Genomic DNA, 17,643 nt, shown 5'->3' with positions numbered 1-17,643 from the left:
CTCTTCACTAATCACTATCCGTTGAATGACTGAAACCTGCCGCCTAAATTTTTCGCTTCCGGGAAAGCTAAATCCCCCTGCTTGCTGGTCGACAGGCCGAGCGCCACCAGCGACTCGACCATTTTTACCGCCGCGCTCACGCCGTCAATGACCGGAACGCGCAGCTCGCGAGTGAGCTCCTGCGCCAGCGTCGCCATCCCGCCGCAGCCCAGCACAATCGCCCCGCAGCCGTCCTCCTTCAGCGCCTGAATGCAGCGCTGACGTACCTTCTCCTGCGCCAGCCCGCTGCCATCTTCCAGCGCCAGCACCGGCAGGTCGATGGCGTGCAGCCCGGCGCAGTGATGATAGAAGCCATACTGGTGCAGCAGGTGGCGGGCGATAATCAGCGTGCGCGGCAGCGTGGTGACGATGGAAAAGCGGGTGGCTACCAGCGTCGCCATATGCATCGCCGCTTCGGCGATGCCGATAACCGGCCCCTGCGCCAGCTCGCGCGCCGCCAGCAGCCCCGGATCGCCAAAACAGGCGATCACGTGCCCGGAGACGCCCTGCTGGCGCCCGGCCTTAATTTGTTCGAGCACGCCGACCGCGGCGATGGCTTCATCGAAGTGACCTTCGATGGAGGGCACGCCCTCCGTCGGGCAGACCGCCAGAATCTCGGTTCCCGGCGCGGCCGCCGCCCGCGCGGCGGCGCCGATGGTCTCGGTCATGGCGAGGCTGGTGTTGGGATTAATCACTTGTATACAAACAGAGGGCATTACGGCTCCTTGTAGCCGGCAAACAGCCGGGCGAAATCGGGCAGGGAAACGCCCGCCCGGTCAAAGCGCAGGCTGGCAACAATATGGGCAAAGTGGTGGGTCAGCGCCTCGCTCAGCGGCTGCAGCTCCCCGTCGCGCAGCAGCCTGATAAGCTGCCCGTGATCGTCGCAGCGGCAGCCCTGTCGCCACGGCGAGCCCCATGCCGCAATAGCTAATGAAGAGCGCTGGCTCAGGCGGGTGACCATATCGGTAAGCACCTCGTTGGCGGAGATCGCCTGCAGCTGAATATGAAATTCGGCGGAGTAGCGGATCGCCGCCGGGCCATCACAGGCTTCATGCGCCTGCTGCTCCTGGCGAATAATCGCCTCCAGCGCCGCCAGATGCGGCGGCCGGCAGCGGGCCAGCACGTCGGGCAAATTAGCCACCTCCAGCAGCTCTCGCGTACGGAAGATATCCCGCGCCTCTTCCTCCGTGGGGCTGGCAACCTGTGCACCACGTTTGGGCGCCAGGGCGACCATTTGCACAGCGGCGAGTCGCTGCAGCACCTTGCGGATCCCCGTGCGGCTGACGCCAAAGACCTCCGCCAGCGCCTCCTCCGGCAGTTTACTGCCCGGCGGCAGCTGATGCTCAACAATGGCGGTCATCAGCGCCTGATAGATGGGTTCATCCTTGTCCTGCAGGCCTGGCGCGGCGTACAGACGATTTTCGTGACTCATTAACCGGCTCCATATTCACGTTTCGATATCGGATCGTATACATAAAAATTAAATCCTGCATACAATATTAACTATTTTGGCCTAATTCCTGCAACAGCCTCATCAATCCATTTCAAGGGGTTTCATTAAGAGGAGCAGGTTTCATGCCACATTCACAAAATACGCATCAGGTTAAGGCCGCTGACTCCAGCGCCGGCTACAGTCCACGGCTGTGCAATGAGGATCTGGCGCCGACGCGCGATCAGAACTGGAGCTGGTACAACATCTTTTCCTTCTGGATGTCGGACGTGCATAGCATGGGGGGCTACGTCGTGGCGGCGAGTTTCTTTACCCTGGGCCTAGCCAGCTGGCAGGTGTTGCTGTGCCTGCTGGTCGGCATCTGTATCGTCCAGCTGTGCGCCAACCTGGTCGCCCGGCCCAGCCAGATGGCGGGCGTGCCCTATGCGGTGATCTGTCGCCAGGCGTTCGGCGTCTTCGGCGCCAATATTCCGGCGGTGATCCGCGGGCTTATCGCCTTTGCCTGGTACGGGATCCAGACCTATCTGGCCGCCAACGCGCTGATGCTGGTGATGCTAAAGTTCTGGCCGTCGCTGGCGACGCTTACCGCGAGCAGCTTCCTCGGGCTGTCTCATCTCGGCTGGCTGTGCTTCGCCACCATGTGGCTGCTGCAGGCGATGGTGTTCTGGCACGGCATGAGCGCCATCAAGCGCTTTATTGATATCGCCGGTCCGGCGGTCTACGTGGTGATGCTGGCGCTGGCGGGCTGGATTGTATACAAGACCGGCTTTGACGGGATCTCCTTTACCCTCGCCAGCAAGTCGCTGAGCGCCGGGGAGCAAACCTGGCAGATGATCACCGCGACCGCGCTGGTGGTCTCCTACTTCTCCGGCCCGCTGCTTAACTTTGGCGACTTCTCGCGCTATGGCAAAAGCATGGGCGAAATCCGCCGCGGCAACCGCTGGGGACTGCCGTTTAACTTCCTGCTGTTCTCTATCGTCACCGTGGTGATTGTCTCCGGGACGCAGTCGCTGTTCGGCCGTATGATAACCGACCCGATTGAAACCGTGAGCCGCGTAGGTAACGACCTGGCGGTGGCGATCGGCCTGCTGACGATGATCACCGCGACCATCGGGATCAACATCGTCGCCAACTTTGTCTCCCCGGCCTTCGACTTTTCCAACTGCTCGCCGCAAAAAATCAGCTTCCGTACCGGGGGCATGATCGCCGCGGTGGGGTCGATCCTGCTCACCCCGTGGAACCTGTTCAACTCCCCGGAGCTTATCCACTACACCCTCGACGTGCTGGGGGCGTTTATCGGCCCGCTGTTCGGCATTCTGCTGGTTGATTTCTACTTAATTAAGCGCGGGAAAATCTCGGTGGACGATCTGTTTGACGACACGCCGAAAGGACAATACTGGTATCGCAACGGCTTTAACCCGAAGGCCATTGCCGCGCTGGTGCCCTCCGTGGCTATCGGTCTGGTTATCAGCTTTATCCCCGCCCTGCATGAGGTCGCCAACTTCAGCTGGTTTATCGGCGTGTTCCTGAGCGGCGCCGCCTACCGCTGGATTGCCCGCGACGATCGCGCCGCCGTCGTCGCCACGCGCTATGACGCCCGCGCCGTTGCGCAGAAAGAGTAATCTCCCCTCTCTGGCCGCGCCTCCGGCGCGGCATACTCCTCAACCGCGACGACTGGCATCAATATTGCTTTAAATTTTACTCAATGAGCGCTTCAACAGGGAGTCAACATGGCGGAAACCATCAGGTCGTACGATGCTGCAATTCGCGGGGCGTTTTTCGATATCGCCCAGGTCGCCGACAGCGCTGACGATATCGCCCGCCACGCGCGCTATCTTGCCGATGGCCTGCTGTTTATTGAGAACGGCGCGATCCGCATGCTGCTGCCGTGGCAGGAGGGAGAGCAGTTTCTCCATCCGCACAAGGGTTATACCGACCTGCGCGGCCGGCTGCTGCTGCCGGGTTTTATCGACGCCCACGTCCATTATCCGCAAACGGAGATGATTGGCGCCTACGGCGAACAGCTGCTGGAGTGGTTAACCACCTACACTTTTCCGGTCGAAAGCCAGTTCGCAGATGAGGCCTACGCCGCGGAGATCGCCCAGTTTTTTGTCAACCAGCTGCTCAGCCACGGCACCACCACCGCGCTGGTCTTCTGCACGCTGCATCCCGAGTCCGTCGATGCGCTGTTTACCGAAGCGCTGCGTCTGAATATGCGGCTCCTCGCCGGGAAGGTGATGATGGACCGCCACGCGCCGGATTATCTGACGGAGACGGCGCAGCAGAGCTACCGGCAAACCCGCGAGCTGATTCAACGCTGGCACCACCGCGGGCGTCTGGGCTATGCCATTACCCCGCGCTTTGCCCCCACCTCCACGCCGGATCTGCTATCGGCCATTCAGCAGCTGAGGGAGGAGTTTCCGGACACCTGGCTGCATACCCATCTGAGCGAAAATCTCAGCGAGGTGGCGTGGGTGAAAAGCCTGTGGCCGGAGCATGAGCACTATCTCGACGTCTATCACCACTACCGGCTGACCGGCGAGCGCAGCGTGTTTGCGCACGGCATTCATCTGGCCGACGCGGAGTGGCGCTGCCTGCACGATACCGGTTCCGCGCTGGCCTTTTGCCCGACCTCCAACCTGTTCCTCGGCAGCGGCCTGTTTCGCCTGCCCGCCAGCTGGCAGCAGCGGGTGCGGATCGGCATCGGCACCGACGTGGGGGCGGGAACCACCTTCAGCATGCTGCGCACGCTAGGGGAAGCCTACAAAGTTGCGCAGCTACAAAGCTATCGTCTGCCCGCCTGCGAGGCCTTTTACCACGCCACTCTCGGCGGCGCGCACGCCCTGCGCCTCGACGATAAAATTGGCAATTTCCAGCCGGGGAAAGAGGCCGACTTCGTGGTCATCGACCCGGCAGCCACCCCTTTGCAGCGGCTGCGCATCGGACGCTGCAAAGATATCTACGAGCAGCTGTTTGTGCTGATGACCCTCGGCGACGAGCGTAATATCAGCGAGACCTGGGTCAACGGCGAGCCCGTCTGGCGCCAGCAGGGCTGACGCCGCAGGCCAGGCCGCAAGGAAAAGTTAGCTCCCCCGATAGGTTGACCAGCCGCCGGGGGCGATCAAAAACGGCAGGTGAAAGTGCTCATCGTCCTCTTCGCCGATAGCAAAATCGATCTGCGCCTTGAGGTAGAGCGTTTCCCGCCCGTCGCGCGAAAACCAGTCGCCAATCTCCGCCACCAGCCGATAGCGCCCGGCAACCAGCATGCCCGGCGCCAGCAGCGCAATGCGGCCCTGTTCATCGGTCAGGCCGCTGGCGATGGATTGCCCGCCCAGCAGCAGGCTCACCGCCACGCCCTCGGCGGGCCTGCCGCTGGAGATATCGAGAATATGGGTGCTCAACGTATTCATTCGCCTATGACTCCCGTCAGTCTTAATAAGGTAATTTCGCGAAGCTGCGCCAGCGCCACCTGCGCCTCTTCCGCTTCGCCGTGGTTCAGCCGCTGCGTCAGCGCCTGCAGTATCTCTTCCCCGCTGCGGCCTTTGGCGCGGATCAGGAACACCCGTCCGAAGCGGGCTTCGTAGCGGGCGTTGCCCTCCCTCAACGCCTGAGCGAGGAGCGTATCTTCATCATTGATGGACGCCTGCTCCCGCCGCGACAGCGCGGCGTGCGCCCCACCTGCGGGCGGCTTTTCGCCGATGCGCGGATGGGCGCTCAGCGCCCGATCCAGCTCGGCCTCTCCCCAGCGCTGCGCGGCCTCCCCGGCGGCGGCCAGCAGCGCGGCAAGGTCAGGATAGGGGCGGCCCCGCACCAGCGCCGCGGCCCAGGCGGGGATCGCCACGCAGGGCCGCAGCAGGCCGCAGGCCGCCTCTTCATCCAGCAGGTTAAACTCCCCAATCGCGATTGTCGCGGCCTCTTCGGACATGTTGTCGCCCCTTATGCCAAACGGCCATGCGGCTCGTTGTTAATAGCGTTAGCGCAATATTGCACAAAGCGGCTTGCACAAAGCAGGCCACATTCCCGTGCGACGGGCCTCGCCGCCGCGGCCAGGTGAAACGGTTGATTCGCCGCTGCCCTATTTACAATTTTTGATGCAAAAAAAGGCAATTACGGCCCGTTAATGCACCACTTTAGCGCATATCTCCCGCCGGCGCGTCCGTCGGCTGCCCATTCGGCGCCCGGCGGCAAGCTGGTACGCAAATTGCTCGGTTCTTCAGGACGCATGCCACAGGAGAAGATGATGAAAGCATTAGTGATGGGCGCCGGTATCGGCGGCCTGAGCGCGGCCGTCGCGCTGAAAGAGGCCGGGATTAGCTGCGAGGTGTTTGAGGCGGTGCAGGAGATTAAGCCGGTTGGCGCCGCCATCTCAATCTGGCCCAACGGGGTGAAGTGCATGAACCGGCTGGGCATGGGCGACATCACGGAGACCTACGGCGGCCCGATGCGCTATATGGCCTATCAGGATTACCTGGAGGGAAAAACCCTGACCCGCTTTAGCCTTGCGCCGCTGGTCGAGCGCACCGGCGGCCGCCCTTGCCCGGTTTCGCGCAGCGAACTGCAGGGCGAGATGCTCAATTTCTGGGGCCGCGACGCGGTACGGTTCGGTAAACGGGCCACCCGCGTGCAGGAGGAGGAGGACGGCGTGACGGTGTGGTTCAGCGACGGAACCACGGCCCACGGCGATATGCTGATTGCCGCCGACGGCAGCCACTCGGCCCTGCGCCCGTACGTGCTTGGCTTTACGCCCGAACGGCGCTACGCGGGCTACGTCAACTGGAACGGTCTGGTGGAGATTGACGAGTCCATCGCCCCCGCCGACCAGTGGACCACCTTTGTCGGTGAAGGCAAGCGCGTCTCGCTGATGCCGGTCGCCAGGGGGCGCTTCTATTTTTTCTTTGACGTCCCCCTGCCGGCCGGACTGGCGGAAGATCGCAGCACCCTGCGAGCGGATCTTAGCCGCTATTTCAGCGGCTGGGCGGCGCCGGTGCAGAAGCTGATCGCCCGCCTCGATCCGGCCACCACCAACCGTATCGAAATTCACGATATTGAGCCCTTCGACCGGCTGGTGCGCGGCAAGGTAGCCCTGCTCGGGGATGCCGGACACAGCACCACCCCGGATATCGGCCAGGGCGGCTGCGCGGCGCTGGAGGACGCGGTGGTTCTGGGCGAGGCGTTGCGCGAAGGCGGGGATATCGCCGCCGCGCTGCGCCGCTACGAAGCCCGGCGCTGCGAGCGGGTTCGCGACCTGATACTGAAAGCGCGAAAGCGCTGCGATATCACCCACGGCAAGGAGATGGCGCTGACCGAGGCCTGGTACCGGGAGCTGCAGGAGGAGAGCGGCGAGCGGATTATCAACGGCCTGTGCGAGACGATACAGGGCGGCCCGCTCGGCTAGCCGCCGCTTTCAGGGCCGCTGCCTCGCCTTTCGCCGACGGCCTGCATCTCCTCCATCACCGCCGTCAGTTTCTGAATCGCCATCTGCGCCGGACGAGAGAGCTGGCGCGATGGCGCGGTGCACAGCGCCAGGGTCAGCGGCCGCAGCAGCTTATTGCGCAACGGAATAAACGCCAGCTGTCCGCTTTTTACCTCATCCAGCACGTCGAGCAGGCTCAGTACCGTCACGCCGCTGCCTTTAAGGACCAGCGATTTAATCAGGCGAATATCATTGCAGCTGATGCTGTTTGCCGGGGAAAAGTCATAGTGCCGGTAGAGCATCGCCACCCGGTCGTGCACGATAAGCGGCGCGCCGGGAACGATGTGCCGCAGCTGGCTGAGATCGCCTAACGACAGCGCAGCGCCCTGGGCGAGCGGGCAGTCCGGGCGCATCACCACCCCCATCTCCAGCTCGACGAACGCCAGCACGCTAAGTCCCGCCTGGCCTTCCGGGTCGAGAATCAGCCCAAAATCGACGTCGGCCTGACGGACTTTCTCGCTCACCGCGTGGCTATCCGCCACCCGCAGATTGAGCTCCAGCCACTGCCACCCGGTAATGATATCGGCCAGCGCCGCGGCAAAACTGCCCTCCGCCAGCGCCTGCACCATGCCGATGCTGACGCTGCCGCGCTTTAACCCCTGCAGCTCGTCAAACTGCTGGCGGGTAAGCTGAAACTCTTTTTGCCAGCGCAGCAGGTTGTCATAGAGCAGCTCTCCGGCGGTGGTCATTCGCAGCCCTTCCGGCAGCCGTTCAAACAGCGGCGTACCGAACTCCTCCTCGGCCTGCAGGATCTGGCGGTTAATCGCCGAGGCCGAGATATGCAGCTTTTCAGCCGCCCGGCGCAGGCTGCCGCTGCGGGCCACCGCGGCGAAATAGATAGCGAAACGCGAAAACGGACTCATATCCCACCTGTTCTCTTTTTTGCAACGGGTTATTGAATTAATGGCGATGGATGTCAACACCCTAATATGACAACAATAAACTCACAACAATTAAACAAATGCTTTTCCGTGAGCAGGAAGGAACATGATGAACAGAACCAATCCCACCCCACCGGCCCGCTGCACCTTCGAGCCGGACGACTGGCTCAGGCTGGCGAAATGCTGGCACCCGGTCGCCCGCGCCGAGGATGTCGGCGGCGCCCCGCTGAAGGCGACCCTGCTGGACGAACCGCTGGTTATCTACCGGATTAAAGGCTCGGTGGTGGTCGCCCGCGACGTCTGCCCCCATCGCGGCGTACCGCTGACCCTCGGCTCTCACGACGACGAAGGGATTATTTGCCCCTATCACGGCCTGCGCTTCGGCGAACAGGGGCGCTGCAACCGAATCCCCTCCAGCCCCGACCAGCCGGTTCCGGCGAGGCTCCACCTGACCCACTATGCGGTGGAGGAGCGCTTTGGCCTGATCTGGGTGTGCATGGCCTTCGACCCGGAGAACCCGATGCCGCTGCCCACCATGCCGCACTGGCACGATGAGGGGTTTCAGCAGATCAACTGCCCGGCGTTTGAAGTCAACGGCTTTGCCGGCCGTCAGGTGGAGGGGTTTCTCGATGTCGCCCATTTTGCCTGGATCCATACCGATACCTTCGCCGATCCGGATAATCAGGAGGTGCCGGCCTACAGCCCGCAGGAAACGTCTTTTGGTTTTATTGCCGATTACTGGAGCTCGGTCGGCAACTATCCGGCCAGCGCCGGATTCCGCGCGCCGGAGGGGTTTCAGTGGCTGCGCCATTTCGAGATGCACCTGCCCTTTACCGCGACGCTGACCATCCACTTCCCCGGCGAAGCCAGGCTGGTGATTATGAACGCCGCTTCGCCGGTATCGTCACGCGTCACCCGCATGTTCGCCCCGATTGCGCGCAACTTCGATCTGCACGTTCCGGTCGCGGACGTTCACGCGTTCAATCTGCGCGTCTTCGAGGAGGACCGGCTGATGGTCGAAACCCAGCGGCCAGAGAGGCTGCCGCTGGACTTAACCCTTGAGGCGCATATTCCCGCCGACCGCAGCTCGATTGCCTACCGTCGCGGGCTGCAGAAGATGGGCTTTGGCGACTTTTTCCTCGTATAGGCGGAGGCGTAAATGAGTGAACTGCTGCAGGTTGTCGTTGACGGAATGTGGCGCGAGGGCGATACCAGCCTCGCCGTCAGGCTGGTGGCCAGCCGCGGGGAGCCGCTTCCCGAGTGGCGGCCGGGGGCGCATATCGATCTCCATCTGCCGGATGGGATGATGCGCCAGTACTCGCTGACCGGCCCGACGAGCGGCGCGGAGGGCTACCTGATCTGCGTCGCGCGGGATCGCGCATCGCGGGGCGGATCGCGCTATATCCACGAGGCGCTGCGCCCAGGCCAGGCGCTGCGCATCTCTCCCCCGCGTAATCTGTTTACGCTCCAACCGGCGGAACGCGTTCTGCTGCTGGCCGCCGGTATTGGCATTACGCCGCTGTACGCGATGCTGCTGCAGCTCGAAGCGGACGGCGTGCCGTTTGAGCTGCATTATTACGTGAAGCGCCGCGAAAACGCGGCGTTCATCCGCCAGCTGGCACGGCGCTTCCGTCAGGGAACCTGTACTCTTTACTGCTCAGAAGAGGGGCAAAGCCCGCGTCAGCGCCTCGCCACGACGCTCGCCGAGGCGCGGGCCGGGCAGCATCTGTATCTGTGCGGGCCCCACGGTTTTATGGCCTGCGCACGCCAGGCCGCGGCGGAAAGGGGCTGGTCGGAGGCGCAGATCCACAGCGAAGCGTTTCAGGCGACGCCGGCGATCGCCGACGTAAACAGTGAGGCCGATACGTTTATCGTCACCCTGGCGTCATCAGGCGCGCAGTGGCCGGTGCCGGCGCACCAGACTATCGCCCAGGTGCTCCAGCAGCAGGGAGTTGCGGTCCCGCTGTCCTGCGAGATGGGGATGTGCGGCGCCTGCCTCACGCCGGTTATCGAGGGCGTTGTCGATCACCGGGATACGGTACAGTCCCCGACCGAGAAAGCCGCCGCCGCGCAGCGTATCGCGCTCTGCTGCTCCCGCAGCCACTCGCCAAACCTGCTGATCGATCTCTAGCGGATGCCGCTCTCCGCTGGCGCCAGGCTGCCATAAAGCAGGCTGGCGCCCTGCCCGCCGATAAAATATATACATATCAAAAAGTTAGTTAAACATTCCCTGATCGAATAATTCTGATAAAAATTATTCATTTCCTTTCTGAAGCAAATACCGCCATATTTGTATGACAAATAAGGCCTCGCCAGACGCCTCCTGCTGGCAGAGAGTAAGAGAAGGTCTCTCCTGGTGGACAAGTAGCGTGACGATCCTGACCAGCTGTCTGGGTATTGCCTGTCGCAGCCTCCAGACCGGTGCTCAGGAATCATTCTGGACATCCACAATAAAATTGAGTTCTATCCGAGTATTTGCCAGCCAGCTTTTGGCTGGCTTTTTTTTGCCGTCACCGGCCTGATTTTTCGTTTTTCAGCAGGTCGCTTAAGCGGGCATGGTTTTGCGCAAAGAGTGCGTTAAACGTCTCGCGGCTCTGCGGGTCTAAATCCGCCACCAGCGCCTCGCGCTGCTCCTGCCTGCGGATACTCTCCTGCACCGATTTCAGCGCCGCCTCCATAGCAATAAGCTCCCCTGCCAGCTCGCTTTCAAGCTTTGAGCGATAGAGAAACTCCCGCGCCAGCGCGCCCATTTTGCTATTAGCTTGATTAATCGCGGCGCTGCTTTTTTGCAGCGATTCGGCGACGGCGGCCAGTATTTTATTCTCGCTCATTGTTCAGTTCCCCCGGCCGAGATCAGCCTCAGCGTCTCTGCCAGCTGGCGATGAAACATTTCCCGCTGCGCGACGCTCAGCGCATCCACCTGTTTTTTAACCGCGTTAACGCGGTCGAAGTACGCTTGCTGCACTTCTGCCTGAATCTCCCGTCGACGCTCGGCAGGGATATCGGTAAAGGCATCCGTTGATGCAGAGTCGGTGGTGAAAACCGTGCCAGGGAGTCGCCTGACCATAAGAGCCTCCTGATAATTTAAAACAGACGCATATTGCGCAGATCGCCATCGCTGGTGTTGTAAATCGTGAATCTCTCGATCAGTGCAATAAATTCGTCGCGCGGCGGGATCCCGTTCTCCAGCAGCTTACGCTGGCTCAGGGCGCACCACAGCGCCACGGAGTAGGCCTGACAATTCACCGATTTTTCCGGGTTGAATTCAATATCTGTAAACGCCTGGTAATCCAGCACGCTCTCTTTAACCGGCGAATGGTTGAGCGCATTGAGGTACAGCCAGTCATAGAAGGCGGTTTTCGGTTCTAATGCCCAGATGATGGCTGCGCGCTGTTCGTTCGGCTGGAAGGAAAAGTGCGCCAGTCGCCCGGACGTTTTCAGCTGCTCCGCGCGCTTGGCGTCTTTCGGCGACATGCGCATCAGTTCGCGAAAAGGGCCGCGCACAATCCCGTTATCAATAAATACTTTCGAAGACTGAAATAGCGATTCCACGCTAATAAACTGCCCCCCGCTGCTCTGCACGCCCATATTAAAGGCGCTCAGCTCCCTGCCCACGGCTTGCGTGGACTTACTGGATACCTCAAGAATTTTCGCGCCCGGGGCATGTTGCCGATAGTTATCGTGCAGGGAGGCGATAGATTTCTGCTTTTGCGTCACCGCCAGCCCGGCTGACCAGCTGAACTCCACATTAGCGATATCAACCAGGGTATCCCCCTGGCTTCTCGGGATAAACACGGGGCGTACGGCCATAAATTCACCTGAAAGAAAAACGAGAAGGCTCGACCGTGATTATCACCGGACTATCGCGTAGCCATAAAGGAATATTATCGGCGCTGTAGAAAATAACTTCACTGATAAACCCGGGGGGAATATTGCCAAGATAGAGAATTTCCGCCTGAATATCATACGGGCGATCCCCGGACTCCTCGTCATTATCCCCGACAAACATGGTTTGAAACGCCGTATGCTTTTTACGCTCGTCAACGCTGACGGCCTTCACCGCATTCGATGCCGCGTTGCTTCTGCAGAATACGGCCCGGTTGAGCAGCTGTGAAAAGTCAAATGAGGGCTGAGTGGGCCCGCTGATTAGCTCTTTTTTGATCTTCAAAATCACCCACTCACGATGGCTTAACCCCTGAGAATATTTGTAGAGCATTTTATTATTAATATGGCCTACCGACAGAGATATTGAATCTCGTACCCCATCCAATCGTAGCTCGTCATTATAGTGAAAAGAGTAGCCCGCATTTTCAATTTGCTGGCGCGTCATAATGCCTAATGAAAATATCCCTTTCAAATTATCCAGGTGAGTAAAGTGATACAGTGAAGAGATATTCCGGCGTTTTACCTGCGAAAAATCTATCGCCCGCGCCCAGTTAAATTGCTGAATGGCATAGAACGGCTTGCCCGGAATTTGCTGCATAAATGCGTAATGTAAATCTGATGTATAGGCCGGCGCCAGATTGGTCAACCCGGTAATCGCGTAGCGCGTTAGCATATAATCTTTAAACCCGACGACATGCATAATAATAGCCAGCGCCTCGGTCATCGTAATCGACACCGGTACATTATCAGGCTCGCGACTTAGCGCCGGCTTCTCTTTATTAACTACTTCGCGGTTATTAAATAGTGAATTGCGCTGTTCCGCCGCCTCGCGGAACGGCTCGGCCCCTCGCTGGCGCGCCTCTGGCTTTGCGACCACCGCCTGCGGCGCAACCGGTTGACTACCTGATTTAGTAGGTGGCGTTTCCTTTTTTTTTATTAAGTTACCAATAATAGCCAGCACAATTAGAATGCCAATCACAGTCCACATATGAACTCCAGCAGCCGCATTATGATTTTGTTGTGTGTAAAAACGAACAGCGCCGCCTCCCTGATAATGGGATCGGGCAAGTATTATCTTATTAGTATTTTGCGCTTATCGGCGAACGCACGGAACGCGCAATAAATAAGCGCCGCCCTACAGTAATCCATTCATTCCGTGAACTCAAGGGCAATCAATACGCCGTGAGGCTGCGGACTTCGGCTATTTTATAGCCCGAAACCGCAGCGTAATATGGCGCATTTACCGTGAAAATATCGCGTTATCATTATTCGGCAGCAGATATGCAGCACTCTGTCACGCCATTTAGCCGCCCGGACAGAACAATCATCGACAAAAGAGGTATCATTATTTTAATGCATAAATACCCGCGCCTTCCCGGCGACCGCTAAACGCACCGCGGCGCCCATCGTCCAGCCTGCCTGGCTAACGGTTTTCAGGATCAGCGGTTCCGCCATCCCCGGGGCTGCCAGGCTCAGAGTAGAGAGATGTCCGCAAAAATCGACGTCAACGATCGTCATGGCGCTTTCATGCGCCTGGCAGACGGTAGCACTCAGCTGCTCCGGGCGCAGCATAATCCGGCCGCTCCCCGCAGCATGGTCATCATCGGTGAGCACCTCGCCAATGACGCACTCCGCGCGGCCGGCGCTGAGCCGGGCGGGAAGCACCAGCGCGTCGCCAAGAAACAGCCCGGTCGCCTCATCAACCGGCCGGGAGTAAACCGCAAAAGGGCTGCCGACCTGAGTGAAACGCCCCTCGCGCATCACCGCCACCTGGCTGGCGAAAGAGAGCGCTTCGTTCCGATCGTGGGTCACAAGGATGGACGCCACGCCGCTCTGCGCCAGCAAATCTGCGGTAGCTCTGCGGGTGGCGGCGCGAAGTCCGGTATCGAGGGCCGAGAAAGGCTCATCCAGCAGCATCAGCGCGGGACGCTGCGCCAGAGCCCTGGCTAAGGCCACGCGCTGCTGCTGGCCGCCGGAGATTTCGTGCGGCCAGTGGGTCGCCAGCTGAGGGTCCAGAGAGACCATCTCCATCAGCGCCTCTACCTTACGGCGCTTCTCCCGGCGGGTATCGTCCAGACCCCAGGCAATATTGTCCGCCACGTTAAGATGGGGGAAAAGCGCCCCCTCCTGCGGCACAAAGCCGATACCACGCTGGTGAGCGGGAATAAAAACCCCTTCGCCGTACAGCGTTTTTCCCTGCATAACGATACGGCCGGTATCCGGCGTTTCAAAGCCGGCAAGAATGCGCAGCAAGGTGGTTTTTCCGGACCCTGAAGGCCCGACGATCGCCGTACGGCTGCCGGGAGCCACCGTCAGATTGAGATTATCCAGCACCAGGGCATCGGCAAAAGATTTAGAGAGCGAGGTGAGTTCCAGCATATTACAAACCTGCCATTTTTTTCGACTGTACATAAAGAATGCCGGTTAGCGGCAGCGAGATCAGAATCATTAGCATCGCGTAGGGCGCGGCGGCCACGTAGTCAATCTCGCTGGTGAGCGCCCAGAAGCCGGTTGCCAGCGTGCGGGTACCCAGCGGCGAAAGCAGCAGCGTGGCGGTCAGCTCGTTGCTCACGCCGAGGAAGACCAGCGCCGCGCCGGCGGCGGCGCCGGGTGCCGCGAGGCGCATGGTGACGCTCCAGAGCGCCCGGGCAGGAGTTCGCCCCAGGCTGCGCGCGACGTTTTCCAGCTCCACCGGCGCCTGGGCAATCCCGGCGCGCAGATTGATCAGCGCTCTGGGCATAAACATCAGCAGATAGGCAAGAAACAGAGTGACTTCCGTTTGATAGACCGGCCGCGCGTAGTGGATAGTGACCGTCACCAGCGCCAGCGCCGTGACGATACCCGGCAGCGAGCTGGTTATATAGTTGCACCCTTCCAGCAGGCGGAACACGCGGTGCGGATAGCGAACGCCCAGCCACGCGATGGGGATAGCGCAGGCGGTGGTCAACAGGGCGCCGGCGGCGCCGGTCATCAGCGTCTGGCGCAGCGAGAGCCAGAGATCGGCGTGGTACCAGTTTGCCACTCCCCCCAGCCATAGCCAGCGGCAGAGGACAATCAGCGGCACGCCGAGCGCGAGAAGCACCAGCGTAAAAAGCAGCAGCTGCGCGGCAAGGGTGGCCGGCGTTTTCAGCGTCCGCCGCTTCTGTTCGCGCGCGGCCCCCGCACCAATCCTCGCGTAGCGGGCCTTACCGCGCGCTGCGCCCTCCAGCAGTAAAATCGCCAGGCAGCACAGCGCGAGGACGCCGGCCAGCATGTTCGCGGCCGGGCCGCTGAAAGTGGACTGAAACTGGTCGTAAATCGCGGTAGTAAAGGTATCGAAGCGGATCATCACGAACAGACCGTACTCCGCCAGCAGATGAAGGGCTACCAGCAGCGCCCCGCCGCAAATCGCCAGCTTCAGCTGGGGGAATACCACGCTGAAAAAGACCCTCCAGGGCGGCGTCCCGAGCGATGCGGCCACGTCCTCAAGCGTCGGGTCAAGACGTTTGAGGACCGCCGCAACCGGCATATAGATAAACGGGTAGTAGGCCAAGACCGAGAGAAAGACGCCGGAGGAGAGGCCGTGCATCGACGGAACGGCGCTGACCCAGGCATAGCTTTGCACAAATGCCGGAATGGCCAGCGGCGCAACGGCCAGCGCCGACCATATCCCGCGACCCGCCAGCGTCGTGCGCTCCGTCAGCCATGCCACCATCACCCCGAGCGTAATGCACAGCGGGATCGTCAGCGCGGTCAGCCACAGCGTGTTGTTGAGCAATTCGCCAACCCGCGGGCGAAATACCAGCGTTTTAATGGTCTCCCAGCCGGTTTCAATGCCAACAGCAATGACAAAACCGAGCGGCAGCAGCGCAAGTAATGAAAACAGGACGGCTAATGCCATCATCGGAAACGCAGGACGCCTGCGCTCAGGCAGGCGTCCAACTTTTTTTCCGAGTATAAGACTCAGACCAGACATAAATTTTTCACTTCAGCCAGGGATTACAGCAGACCAGCCTGCGTCATCAGATCGATGACCTTTTTACCGTTCAGTGAGGAAGGCTCAACTTTTGGCGCATCCAGCTCGCGCAGCGGCGTCAGCTTCGGATTGGAGGCCGCGTTGACGCCAACGGCATATTCAAACGCATTGTTGGTGCGCAGCTCGTCCTGGCCCTGCTTGCCGGTGATCCACCTGATAAAGGCCTGGGCCTGCTGCGGATGCTTGCTGGATGCCAGTACGCCACCGCCGGAAATGCTGACAAACGCGCCCGGGTCCTGATGCCTGAAGTAATAGAGCCTGGTGTTTTTGCTGTTTTCGCCGGTTTTAGCCTGATCGACAAAGCGGTAGTAGTGGTAGATCACGCCCCCATCAATCTGGCCCGCGTTGACCGCCTTCATCACCGTGCTGTTGCCTTTATAGGCCACAAAGTTGGCCTTCATTGCTTTGAGCCAGTCGAGGGTCGCCTTCTCGCCTTTCAGCGCCAGCATCGCGCTAACGATAGCCTGGAAATCGGCCCCTGACGGAGAGGCCGCCCAGCGCCCTTTCCACTCCGGTTTTGCCAGGTCCATCAGCGAGTTCGGCAGCTGAGATTCGCTGATTTTTTGCGGGTTATAGACGAACACGGTGCTGCGTGCGGCGATACCAACCCAGCGCCCGTGCTCCGGGCGATACTCTGGCGCCACCTGCTTCAGGGTATCGGCCTCCAGGGGGGCAAACAGCCTGGCGTTATCAACCAGCACCATCGACGGAGAGTTTTCGGTCAGGAAGACGTCGGCCGGAGATGCCGCCCCTTCCTGCACCAGCTGGTTGCCCAGCTCGCTGTCTCCGCCGTTACGTAAGGTCACTTTAATACCGGTCTCTTTGGTAAACCCGTCAACCCACGACTTAACCAGGTTTTCATGCTGCGCATTATAAATAACAATACCTTCGCTGCTATCTGCAGCCAGAGCCTGGGGCGCAAAGAACATTGCCGACGCGACCAACGCCGCAGAGTAACAGGATGAGAGGCGGAAATTCATATGCTAATCCTTAGTAATAGAAGAAAAAGGGCAACCAAAGCAGAGCGAAAAGGATTAAAGCACAGAGAAATAAGAATGATAATGAAAACAATTACCATCAAAACAAAACAGTTAAAAACACTCTGTTTAATAAGCGGCTTGTTTGATTATTCTTATTTTAAATTACGGGATAAAAGAAGCTTAAAATAACCTTAAGGTGGAAATGTTTTTTAAGCGCAATAATAATAAACGCGATCGACATAACATTTTAGCCCGCCACGCCAGCCGCCAACGGCAGGGCGATAATCCGGGAAATATTGAACGCAGCCTGCTCGCCAGATGCGCTCGTTTTTTATTTATTGATATCCATCCGCTCCGTTGACCGTCCGGCAAACAAAGCATGTCAGAGTATCAGAACGGTTCCTGTGACGTCCTTTTATTCACACCGGCGGGTCGCTGACCAGGCTGAAGCGCTATCCCGGCGCTTTAAAAAGCGTGATGATTCCGCCAGTATAAGCGATGTCCCCTGCCCGTTGGGGAATTCATCACTTTGCTTAATGAGGGATAATGGAACGCTTATTTGTCTACGGCACGCTGCGCCCGGGCCACGCTAATGCCCATATTCTGGAAAACATCGGCGGAGAGTGGCTGCCAGGCGCGGTGACCGGCACGTTTTACGAACGCGGTTGGGGCGCTGCCGCTGATTTTCCGGGGATCGTCCTGAGTAAAAACGGGCCGCAGGTCCAGGGTTATCTGTTTTTGTCCGCGAAGCTGGCGGAGTGCTGGCCAATGCTGGATGAATTTGAAGAGGGCTACGACCGGGTGGAAGTTGAGGTGACGACGGCCGATGGTCGGCGCCTGTGCGCATGGATCTATCAGCTACAGCCGCAAACGCACCCGTAGGGTCGTGCGTTCAACGTATCGATGATTAACGCCCCGCA

18 protein-coding genes are annotated in these 17,643 nt (G+C 59.8%); 6 read left to right on the top strand and 12 right to left on the bottom strand.

Annotation, left to right across the window (positions count from 1 at the left end):
- Positions 1-14: 14 nt before the first annotated feature.
- Complete coding sequence (hpxA, locus tag NWP14_RS12375) at positions 15-755, bottom strand: allantoin racemase (RefSeq protein ID WP_375215394.1); 741 nt, start codon at positions 753-755, stop codon at positions 15-17.
- Positions 755-1,471: a GntR family transcriptional regulator gene (locus tag NWP14_RS12370; RefSeq protein ID WP_346431750.1), complete on the bottom strand. Its 717-nt coding sequence runs from the start codon at positions 1,469-1,471 to the stop codon at positions 755-757. Before NWP14_RS12370 ends, hpxA begins: the two co-directional genes overlap by 1 nt.
- 143 nt (positions 1,472-1,614) lie before the next feature.
- Here NWP14_RS12370 and NWP14_RS12365 point away from each other — a divergent pair, with 143 nt between their 5' ends.
- Together NWP14_RS12365 and guaD are read left to right on the top strand one after the other, a co-directional pair.
- Positions 1,615-3,111 (top strand): NCS1 family nucleobase:cation symporter-1, encoded by a 1,497-nt coding sequence (locus NWP14_RS12365; protein WP_095096108.1) that lies wholly within the window; start codon positions 1,615-1,617, stop codon positions 3,109-3,111.
- 108 nt (positions 3,112-3,219) lie between these two features.
- Positions 3,220-4,545 carry a guanine deaminase gene (gene guaD / locus NWP14_RS12360; protein ID WP_375215393.1) on the top strand — a complete coding sequence of 442 codons (1,326 nt, stop codon included), beginning with the start codon at positions 3,220-3,222 and terminating at the stop codon, positions 4,543-4,545.
- Positions 4,546-4,572: 27 nt separating this feature from the next.
- Here guaD and uraH read toward each other — a convergent pair whose 3' ends face one another.
- Together uraH and uraD are read right to left on the bottom strand one after the other, a co-directional pair.
- Positions 4,573-4,899: a hydroxyisourate hydrolase gene (gene uraH, locus NWP14_RS12355; protein WP_095096101.1), complete on the bottom strand. Its 327-nt coding sequence runs from the start codon at positions 4,897-4,899 to the stop codon at positions 4,573-4,575.
- Positions 4,896-5,414 (bottom strand): 2-oxo-4-hydroxy-4-carboxy-5-ureidoimidazoline decarboxylase, encoded by a 519-nt coding sequence (gene uraD / locus NWP14_RS12350; protein ID WP_375215392.1) that lies wholly within the window; start codon positions 5,412-5,414, stop codon positions 4,896-4,898. The genes uraH and uraD overlap by 4 nt, the downstream gene beginning before the upstream one ends.
- Before the next feature lie 315 nt (positions 5,415-5,729).
- Between uraD and hpxO the strand changes: the two genes are divergently transcribed.
- Entirely contained in the window at positions 5,730-6,884 is a 1,155-nt protein-coding gene (gene hpxO, locus NWP14_RS12345; RefSeq protein WP_375215418.1) for an FAD-dependent urate hydroxylase HpxO, read from the top strand.
- On the opposite strand, the gene hpxR is transcribed toward hpxO, so the two are convergent.
- On the bottom strand, positions 6,881-7,825 hold the full coding sequence (hpxR, locus tag NWP14_RS12340) for a LysR family hpxDE operon transcriptional regulator HpxR (RefSeq protein WP_095096093.1): 945 nt from the start codon (positions 7,823-7,825) through the stop codon (positions 6,881-6,883). The genes hpxO and hpxR overlap by 4 nt on opposite strands.
- 127 nt (positions 7,826-7,952) lie before the next feature.
- On the opposite strand from hpxR, the gene hpxD reads away from it, so the two are divergent.
- The gene (gene hpxD, locus NWP14_RS12335; protein WP_095098044.1) at positions 7,953-8,990 is read left to right on the top strand and encodes a molybdenum cofactor-independent xanthine hydroxylase subunit HpxD; all 1,038 of its coding nucleotides are present in this window, start codon (positions 7,953-7,955) and stop codon (positions 8,988-8,990) included.
- 12 nt (positions 8,991-9,002) lie between these two features.
- Positions 9,003-9,974 (top strand): PDR/VanB family oxidoreductase, encoded by a 972-nt coding sequence (locus tag NWP14_RS12330; RefSeq protein WP_375215391.1) that lies wholly within the window; start codon positions 9,003-9,005, stop codon positions 9,972-9,974.
- 379 nt (positions 9,975-10,353) lie between these two features.
- On the opposite strand, the gene NWP14_RS12325 is transcribed toward NWP14_RS12330, so the two are convergent.
- The 7 genes from NWP14_RS12325 to NWP14_RS12295 form a co-directional block, all read right to left on the bottom strand.
- Complete coding sequence (locus NWP14_RS12325) at positions 10,354-10,674, bottom strand: hypothetical protein (RefSeq protein ID WP_095096087.1); 321 nt, start codon at positions 10,672-10,674, stop codon at positions 10,354-10,356.
- Complete coding sequence (locus NWP14_RS12320; protein WP_346431756.1) at positions 10,671-10,910, bottom strand: hypothetical protein; 240 nt, start codon at positions 10,908-10,910, stop codon at positions 10,671-10,673. Before NWP14_RS12320 ends, NWP14_RS12325 begins: the two co-directional genes overlap by 4 nt.
- Before the next feature lie 17 nt (positions 10,911-10,927).
- On the bottom strand, positions 10,928-11,653 hold the full coding sequence (locus NWP14_RS12315; protein ID WP_095096081.1) for a DUF6977 family protein: 726 nt from the start codon (positions 11,651-11,653) through the stop codon (positions 10,928-10,930).
- A gap of 4 nt (positions 11,654-11,657) precedes the next feature.
- Positions 11,658-12,716, bottom strand: coding sequence for a DarT ssDNA thymidine ADP-ribosyltransferase family protein (locus NWP14_RS12310; protein WP_375215390.1), 1,059 nt, complete (start codon positions 12,714-12,716; stop codon positions 11,658-11,660).
- A 362-nt stretch (positions 12,717-13,078) separates the two neighbouring features.
- Complete coding sequence (locus tag NWP14_RS12305) at positions 13,079-14,107, bottom strand: ABC transporter ATP-binding protein (protein ID WP_375215389.1); 1,029 nt, start codon at positions 14,105-14,107, stop codon at positions 13,079-13,081.
- 1 nt (position 14,108) lies between these two features.
- Positions 14,109-15,683, bottom strand: coding sequence for an ABC transporter permease (locus tag NWP14_RS12300; protein ID WP_375215388.1), 1,575 nt, complete (start codon positions 15,681-15,683; stop codon positions 14,109-14,111).
- 23 nt (positions 15,684-15,706) lie between these two features.
- The gene (locus NWP14_RS12295) at positions 15,707-16,723 is read right to left on the bottom strand and encodes an iron ABC transporter substrate-binding protein (RefSeq protein ID WP_375215387.1); all 1,017 of its coding nucleotides are present in this window, start codon (positions 16,721-16,723) and stop codon (positions 15,707-15,709) included.
- A 546-nt stretch (positions 16,724-17,269) separates the two neighbouring features.
- Between NWP14_RS12295 and NWP14_RS12290 the strand changes: the two genes are divergently transcribed.
- A complete protein-coding gene (locus NWP14_RS12290) occupies positions 17,270-17,605 on the top strand; it encodes a gamma-glutamylcyclotransferase (RefSeq protein WP_095096065.1) in 336 nt (111 codons plus the stop codon).
- Positions 17,606-17,643: the final 38 nt, after the last annotated feature.

The sequence above is a fragment of the Klebsiella sp. C349492 genome, from assembly GCF_042055345.1.
Classification (GTDB): domain Bacteria; phylum Pseudomonadota; class Gammaproteobacteria; order Enterobacterales; family Enterobacteriaceae; genus Klebsiella; species Klebsiella scottii.
The sequence above is the reverse complement of the archived record's forward strand: the minus strand, read 5'-3'. Positions and strand labels throughout refer to the sequence as shown.